The sequence below is a fragment of the Stenotrophomonas capsici genome (genome assembly GCF_034961085.1).
In the GTDB taxonomy this organism is placed as follows: Bacteria; Pseudomonadota; Gammaproteobacteria; order Xanthomonadales; family Xanthomonadaceae; genus Stenotrophomonas; species Stenotrophomonas capsici.
Window position 1 is genome coordinate 1,213 of record NZ_JAYFUH010000004.1, and the last position, 7,320, is coordinate 8,532.

Here is a 7,320-nt window from a genome sequence, read left to right on the forward strand (position 1 = left end):
ATGCCGCACCGAACTCCTCCTGCATCAGGTCTTCGAGCGGGTACAGCTTGAACAGGCTGCCGATCACCACGTCGTCCAGGTCGGTGAAGCGGCCGTCGACCGACAGGCCGATGTCCTCGATGGCGATGGCCGCGCCATGCAGGCCGGCCTGCGCCGCGCAGTCGCGCAGGTAGGCCACCGTGCCCTGGTCTTCCTCGGACTCACGCACCGCGCTGAAGTACAGCGGCGGCGGCAGGCGCGCCGACAGTTCGGCAAAGCGCTCCACCAGCGTCTCGTGGAGGGAGTTGAACTGGTCGGCCTGCTGCGGCAGGACGCCACGGTTGCGCTGGTCTTCCAGCCATTGCCACTGGAAGAACGACGCCTCGTACAGCGAGGTCGGCGTGTCGTAGTTCAGCTCGTACAGCTTGGCCGGGCCCTTGCCGTCATAGGCGAAGTCCAGCCGGCCGTACAGGTGCGGGTCGCGGCGGCGCCAGCTCTCGGCGATCCAGTCGCGGAACGGCTCGGGAATGGCCAGCTGCGCCATCAGCGCCTCGCTGGCCACCACCTCGCCGACCAGGTCCAGCGCCATCGCATGCAGCTCGGCGCTGGGGTCTTCCAGGTCGTTCTCGATCTGCCGCAGGGTGAAGGCGTAATACGCGCTTTCGTCCCAGTACGGCGCACCGTCGATGGTGTGGAACCGGAAACCTGCCTCGGCGGCACGTGCTCGCCAGTTGTCGCGCTCGGCGATTGCTACACGCCGCACCTGATCAACCGCCGACGCTGTTGCTGCGGCCACCGCTGCGTGCACCAAAGCCGCCACGGCTGGCGGTCACGGCACGGTTCGGCTCGCTGGTGACCGGGGCCAGGCCGGCCTTGCCGGCACCGATGCCGCTGCCGGTGTTCAGGCCACCGGTACCGGCCGGCTTGGCCCAACCATTGGCATTGTCCTTGAAGGCCGGCTGTGCCGCCGGCGGTGCCGCCACGGCGCCACGGCCGCTGTTGAGCATCTGCGACATGAAGAAGCCCATCATCATCGGGCCGATGAACGAGGTGCCGGCGCTGGTGTGCTGCTGCACGCACTGCTCGGCGGGGTACTCCTTGGCGCACTCTTCCTTGCTGGCGTACTTGGGCGCTGCATCGGCCGACTGCTGCTGCGCGGTGGCGAACGCCGTGCGGCAAGCGGACGGGTCACCGGTGGCCTCGCTGCAGGCCTCCACCGAGGTGTACAGCCCTTCCTTGACCTGCACCGTTTCTTCCTTCTGGCAGGCGGTGAACAGCAGCGGCGCGGCGCTCATCAGCAGCAGCGCGGTGGTCCTGGATCGCTTCATGGTCGATTCCCCGTGAAAGTTGTTTCCGAATGATGCCTGATCCGGCCTGGGAGGCGTAAATCGGCACAGTCCCAAAACTGAACCGGTTTTCAGGTGCGCCCGGCCAGGAGCGGCCTCGGCCGCGAAGCTGGTGAAGGTACCGGTCGAAGGCATGACTGCAATTGCAGGCGTCAGGTATACGGAAGGGCTCCTGGCTTCGCGGCTGAAGCCGCTCCTGCGCGCCTGCGCCGCCTCGGTGTCGTCCAACCGTTCCACCCCGCCGGATGGTTGCAACAGCAACCGGGATCTTGATGCAGAATCGGCCACACATGCTTCTGCCAGCCCGTACCTGCTCGCCCCCATGCCTGAATACCGCTCGAAAACCTCCACCGCCGGCCGCAACATGGCCGGCGCCCGCGCCCTGTGGCGCGCCACCGGCATGACCGACGGCGATTTCCACAAACCCATCATCGCGGTGGTCAACTCCTTCACCCAGTTCGTGCCCGGCCACGTGCACCTGAAGGACCTTGGCCAACTCGTGGCGCGCGAGATCGAGGCGGCCGGCGGCGTGGCCAAGGAGTTCAACACCATTGCCGTGGACGACGGCATAGCGATGGGCCACGACGGCATGCTGTACTCGCTGCCCAGCCGCGAGATCATCGCCGACTCGGTGGAATACATGGCCAACGCGCACTGCGCCGATGCGCTGGTGTGCATTTCCAACTGCGACAAGATCACCCCCGGCATGCTGATGGCCGCCCTGCGCCTGAACATCCCGGTGGTGTTCGTGTCCGGCGGCCCGATGGAGGCCGGCAAGACCAAGCTGGCCGACCACAAGCTCGACCTGATCGACGCGATGGTGGCCGCCGGCAACGAGGCCATCAGCGACGAACAGGTGGCCGTGATCGAACGCAGCGCGTGCCCCACCTGTGGCTCGTGCTCGGGCATGTTCACCGCCAACTCGATGAACTGCCTGACCGAGGCGCTGGGCCTGTCGCTGCCGGGCAACGGCACCGTGGTGGCCACGCACAGCGACCGCGAGGCGCTGTTCAAGCGCGCCGGCCGCCTGATCGTGGAGCTGTGCCACCGCTGGTACGGCGGCGAGGAGGCCAACGTGCTGCCGCGCGGCATCGCGACGTTCGAGGCGTTTGAAAACGCGATGACGCTGGACATCGCCATGGGCGGTTCCACCAACACCATCCTGCACCTGCTGGCCGCCGCACAGGAGGCCGAGGTGGCCTTCGACCAGCGCGACATCGACCGCCTGTCACGGCGCGTGCCGCAGTTGTGCAAAGTGGCGCCGAACACGCAGAAGTACCACATAGAAGACGTGCATCGCGCCGGCGGCATCATGGCCATCCTCGGCGAACTGGCACGCGGTGGCCTGCTGCACACCGACGTGCCCACCGTGCACAGCCGCACGCTGGGCGCGGCCATCGCCGACTGGGATGTCACCCAGACCCAGGACACGGCGGTGCACCAGTTCTACAAGGCCGGCCCGGCCGGCATCCCGACCCAGGTGGCCTTCAGCCAGTCCACCCGCTGGCCGTCGCTGGATACCGACCGTGCCGAGGGCTGCATCCGCGACGTGGCGCATGCGTTCTCCAGCGAAGGCGGGCTGGCCGTGCTGTACGGCAACCTCGCCGCCGATGGCTGCGTGGTCAAGACCGCCGGCGTGGACGAATCCATCCACGTGTTCGAAGGCAACGCCCGCGTCTATGAAAGCCAGGACGCCGCGGTCAAGGGCATCCTCGGCAACGAAGTGCAGGCCGGCGACGTGGTGGTGATCCGCTACGAAGGGCCGAAGGGCGGCCCGGGCATGCAGGAGATGCTGTACCCGACCAGCTACCTGAAATCCAAGGGGCTGGGCAAGGCCTGCGCGCTGCTCACCGACGGCCGCTTCTCCGGCGGCACCTCGGGCCTGAGCATCGGCCATTGCTCGCCGGAAGCGGCCGGCGGCGGCACGATTGGCCTGGTCCGCGACGGCGACCGCATCCTGATCGACATCCCGCAGCGCGGCATCAACCTGCTGGTGGACGATGCTGAGCTGGCCCGTCGCCGCACCGAGCAGGAGGCCAAGGGCTGGAGGCCGGCGCAGGCCCGCCCACGCAAGGTCAGCACCGCACTGAAGGCCTATGCCCTGCTCGCCACCAGCGCCGACAAGGGCGCCGTGCGTGACAAGGCCCTGCTCGACGGTTGACGCCCCGCGCGGGGGCGGCAGACTGGTGCGATGGACACCACCCCGCCCCCCCTGATGCCCCGCGCGATCTGCCATTGGAACGACCAGCCCTACCGGCTGACGGAGGCGCAGCTGGGTGCGTTCGTCGACGAGCACATCCCTGCCCTGATCTGGGACTTCGACATCCAGGCCGAACGCATCGACCCCGATGACGTGCTGCTGGACGAAGACGACCTGCCACCGGACAGCCTGCACCTGCGCATCCACGACTGCCCCGCCTTCCACAGCGGCCCGGGCGAAGTGACGCGTTGGAATGACATCGCGGGCAAACACATTGCGCTGACCGGCGAGGACGAACCGGAAGTGCTGGTCTACACCGGCGAGCATCTCGGCCTGACCGACGGCGCCTTCGAGCTGCGCGAGATCGACGGCCGGCTGTGGATCCACCTGCACGGACACTGCGATGGCATGCACGGCCCGGCGCGCATCGTGCTGGATGCACCGCTGGACTTCGGCACGATCGCCTGCGGCCGCAGCGACGAAGCCCATGCACGCGCGCGCATCGCCAGCGTAGTGGACCCGGCGCACTACACCTTTGAAAGCGACCGCTATGGCGTGGCCCGCTTCAGGCCGATCGGGGGCCGCTGAGCGTCGGCCGCTATCCCTCCGCCTGCGATGGCGGCACGGGCAACAGGTCCAGCGGGCTGCGGACACCGCCGGCGCCGCGCCCCAACACATGCGTATACAACTGCGTGGTCGTCACGTCCTTGTGCCCCAGCAGTTCCTGCAAGGTACGGATATCGCACCCCGCATCGAGCAGGTGCGTGGCGAACGAATGGCGCAGCGTGTGGCAGGTCGCCGGCTTGAGGATGCCCACCTGCAGCCGCGCACGCCTCACCGCCCGCTGCAGTACCTCCTCGCTGAGGTGATGCCGGCCACGACGCCCCGTGCGCGGGTCGCGCGAATGCATCCGCGAAGGGAACAGATACTGCCAACCCGGCGCCGTATCCGCGTTCGGGTACTTGCGTGCAAGTGCATGCGGCAGATGCACCTGCCCCATTCCACCGGCAAGATCGGACGCATGCAGTGACACCGCCCAGCACCGTTGCCGCAACAAGGCGGCCTTCAAGGACATCGGCAGCGGCACACGCCGATCCTTGTTGCCCTTGCCGCTACGCACGCAGATTTCAGCGCGGGCGAAGTCGACGTCCTTGATCCGCAGCCGTAGGCATTCCATCAACCGCATGCCGGTTCCGTACAGCAGGCGCGCCATCATCGCGGGGGTACCGTCCGGCATCGCGCCGAGAAGCTGCCTCACCTCCTCCTTGGAGAGCACCACTGGTAGACGCCTGGTCCGCTTGGCCCGGACCACATTGTCCATCCACGGCAACGTCACACCCAGCACGTGCCGATACAGGAACAACAACGCGAACAAGGCCTGGTTCTGTGTCGCCGCGGCCACGTTGCCGTCCATCGCCAATGCGATCATGCGGTCAGGAAGGCGACGACCTCATCCGCCCCCATCTCACGAGGATGCCGCTTGCCGTTGGCCAGAATGAAGCGCCTGATCCATCCGACATAGGCCTGCTCGGTACGCCGGCTGTAGTGCAGGATCCGGATCTGGCGGCGCACCTGCTCCAACAACCTCGGGGGCTGACCTTGCGTTATGCCGGATGAAACAGGGGTGTAATCCATATCACGGCTCCAAAGCGGTAGTTTTCCGCGAGCTTGGGGCCGTCAAGGCGCCGCCGGAATGGATTAATTGATTGATTCCACGTGGAAATTTATTGGTTTGAAACCCGCCAGGAACAGGCGATACTCGCACTACACCGCTGTTCGGCGGTCTACTTAGAGTTAGGCACTTCTGGGGAGATCTATGGAACTCAAAGAATTCGTTACCGAAGCTCTTCTGCAGATCTCCGGTGGCATCGAAGATGCTCAGCGAAAGCTGCAAGAGGCCGGCTCAACGACACGCATCAATACGTCAATGACCAAGGACGACACTGGCAACTTGGTTACCGGCGGACGGCGTCACGCCATCGAGTACGTGGAGTTTGACGTTGCAATCCTTGCTAGCTCGGGCACCGAGACCAAGGCGGGAGTTGGCCTCACCGTCGCATCGCTACTAAACCTGAGTGCTGGCGGAAAGAGCAACGAGTCCAAGGGCATGGAATCGCGCATCAAATTCCGCGTACCTGTCGCCTTTCCCAAGCACCGCTATCCTGAGCAAGATCAATAGGGAGACATTCCATGAGCCAGTCCTTTTCTGCCGGTGACATTGTTCAGCTAAAATCCGGGGGTGAGCCGATGACCGTTGAGGAGATCAATGGCAACGAGGTCACGTGTGTTTGGTCGGAGAGCAAGAAGTTTCAACGCCAAGTGTTCGTCGCGGCTACGCTTAAACCATATCAACGCCCAGCTGTCGGCTTCAGCGTTGGCCGCGCCTAGAGAAGCACCTAACGATTCATTCAAGCCGAAGCCGCTTTGCGGCTCGGCTTAATTCAGGCGTTAGACGTCATGGGAAAGAAGTCTCGGATTGCAAGACCAAAAGGCGAGCTAGAACGCGAGCTGCGAGAGCAAGTTGAGCTTCTGGAACACGCGTGCGCGTCGTTCGACTCCGGCCTAGAGGCAATCGGCAAGCACATCGCGCTCTCGCTGCGAGTGCTTCTGCACCACCGAGGAAAATCGCAAGCGCTTCTCGAGCAGCTGGGTCTTCGCAACGGCTACTTCTACGACTCTGCGGGTGCGCTCAACCCTCGAAACCTATTAACCGAGTGCAACCTGGTTATGTTCCAGATCGGACCAGAAGGAGCTAGGTATCTACCTCTCGTTGCCGCAGGCGGTTCACCCAGCGCGCCAAAGCTTGCCCCGTTCGCGGAATGGTGGAACGAGCCAGTCCTAAAAGACAATAAGGGGCGGCTCCTGAGCCGCCGTGAGCTCGTGGGCAACGTCGCCGATACAGATGGCGGCGCCCACGTAGATCCGGAGCTAGAAGAGGCATTCATGGATCTGTCGCGGAACAACTCGCTTGGCTGGATCTTTCAAGGCAACGATATTGCGGAACCACTAAAGGGTCGTCCAGAGCTAGCATGTATGCGACAGATCGCCAGCGAGGTCCTCCTTACCCTAAAACGACGTCATCCAAAGGTGTTCGGCGTGGGGCCAGGGCATGACGCCTAACAAGTTCGTCCAAGCCGACCGCTGCTTCGCAGCGTCGGCTTAACTCAGGCGTTAGGCGCGAAACATGCATATCCGCATCTTGCATATTTTCTTTCTGGCGACGCTGGCTTCATACTCAAGCTCTGCATTGAGCTCGCCCCTTCTAAGGTCTCTCGCGACAGAGCTTCGCGCAATGCGTGCGCTTCCTATGGCCACACCAACCAATGCGAGGTGTCCCAGTGAAACTGCGCCGCTCATCGGCTTGAGCCAAAGCCAACTGCAATTCACACTAGGCAAGCCCGACTTCATCAGCGAATCGGACCGGAGCTGGGCCTACTTTTCACCAGTCCGGTCCCACCCTATCAGTTTGGTGGGGGCCACCCGGAGCTAAGCTTTTCATTCGGGACAACCACGCGGGTAGTAAATGTCACCTGCCACTATTCGCGCTAGGTACGCGTCCAACAGTTCATTCAAGCCGAAGCCGCTTCGCGGGTCGGCTTAATTCCGGAGTTGGCGCTCAATGACAGATCCCAACAACTGCTATGCCTACTTCGCGGTGTACGATGACGACCTTGACCCTTCGGCCGTGTCTGCTGAACTTGGCATCACTCCGACACGCGCCTGGCGCAAGGGAGACCGAGACTCTCGGCACCGGGAACGGCGGACGGGTAAATGGTCGCTTTATTCCAGGGTCGA

General features: G+C 64.1%; 8 protein-coding genes and 1 pseudogene. 6 read left to right on the top strand and 3 right to left on the bottom strand.

Annotated elements, in window-relative coordinates; genetic code table 11:
• Positions 1-742, bottom strand: a 742-nt coding sequence (locus tag VA603_RS00110) for a glutathionylspermidine synthase family protein (protein ID WP_323437587.1), incomplete at its 3' end; no start/stop codon positions are given.
• A 4-nt stretch (positions 743-746) separates the two neighbouring features.
• Positions 747-1,307, bottom strand: a complete 561-nt coding sequence (locus tag VA603_RS00115) for a DUF1190 domain-containing protein (RefSeq protein WP_132862403.1) — start codon at positions 1,305-1,307, stop codon at positions 747-749.
• Between the two features lie 340 nt (positions 1,308-1,647).
• Between VA603_RS00115 and ilvD the strand changes: the two genes are divergently transcribed.
• Both ilvD and VA603_RS00125 read left to right on the top strand, forming a co-directional pair.
• On the top strand, positions 1,648-3,486 hold the full coding sequence (ilvD, locus tag VA603_RS00120) for a dihydroxy-acid dehydratase (protein WP_192288261.1): 1,839 nt from the start codon (positions 1,648-1,650) through the stop codon (positions 3,484-3,486).
• Between the two features lie 30 nt (positions 3,487-3,516).
• The gene (locus VA603_RS00125) at positions 3,517-4,113 is read left to right on the top strand and encodes a hypothetical protein (RefSeq protein ID WP_323437588.1); all 597 of its coding nucleotides are present in this window, start codon (positions 3,517-3,519) and stop codon (positions 4,111-4,113) included.
• 10 nt (positions 4,114-4,123) lie between these two features.
• Here VA603_RS00125 and VA603_RS00130 read toward each other — a convergent pair.
• Positions 4,124-5,160: pseudogene (locus tag VA603_RS00130) on the bottom strand (integron integrase).
• 181 nt (positions 5,161-5,341) lie between these two features.
• Between VA603_RS00130 and VA603_RS00135 the strand changes: the two are divergent.
• The 4 genes from VA603_RS00135 to VA603_RS19520 all read left to right on the top strand — a co-directional run.
• A complete protein-coding gene (locus tag VA603_RS00135) occupies positions 5,342-5,704 on the top strand; it encodes a hypothetical protein (protein ID WP_323437589.1) in 363 nt (120 codons plus the stop codon).
• Positions 5,705-5,715: 11 nt separating this feature from the next.
• On the top strand, positions 5,716-5,913 hold the full coding sequence (locus VA603_RS00140) for a YodC family protein (RefSeq protein WP_323437590.1): 198 nt from the start codon (positions 5,716-5,718) through the stop codon (positions 5,911-5,913).
• Positions 5,914-5,982: 69 nt separating this feature from the next.
• Positions 5,983-6,645 (top strand): hypothetical protein, encoded by a 663-nt coding sequence (locus VA603_RS00145; protein ID WP_323437591.1) that lies wholly within the window; start codon positions 5,983-5,985, stop codon positions 6,643-6,645.
• A gap of 499 nt (positions 6,646-7,144) precedes the next feature.
• On the top strand, positions 7,145-7,320 hold a 176-nt coding region (locus tag VA603_RS19520), incomplete at its 3' end, for a DUF4279 domain-containing protein (protein ID WP_425603628.1).

Bases quoted from the DNA above. Each gene is read 5' to 3' on its own strand.
- VA603_RS00145 (WP_323437591.1), top strand. From the start codon at position 5,983: ATGGGAAAGAAGTCTCGGATTGCAAGACCAAAAGGCGAGCTAGAACGC.
- VA603_RS00115 (WP_132862403.1), bottom strand. From the start codon at position 1,307: ATGAAGCGATCCAGGACCACCGCGCTGCTGCTGATGAGCGCCGCGCCG.
- VA603_RS00125 (WP_323437588.1), top strand. From the start codon at position 3,517: ATGGACACCACCCCGCCCCCCCTGATGCCCCGCGCGATCTGCCATTGG.
- VA603_RS00135 (WP_323437589.1), top strand. From the start codon at position 5,342: ATGGAACTCAAAGAATTCGTTACCGAAGCTCTTCTGCAGATCTCCGGT.
- VA603_RS00140 (WP_323437590.1), top strand. From the start codon at position 5,716: ATGAGCCAGTCCTTTTCTGCCGGTGACATTGTTCAGCTAAAATCCGGG.
- ilvD (WP_192288261.1), top strand. From the start codon at position 1,648: ATGCCTGAATACCGCTCGAAAACCTCCACCGCCGGCCGCAACATGGCC.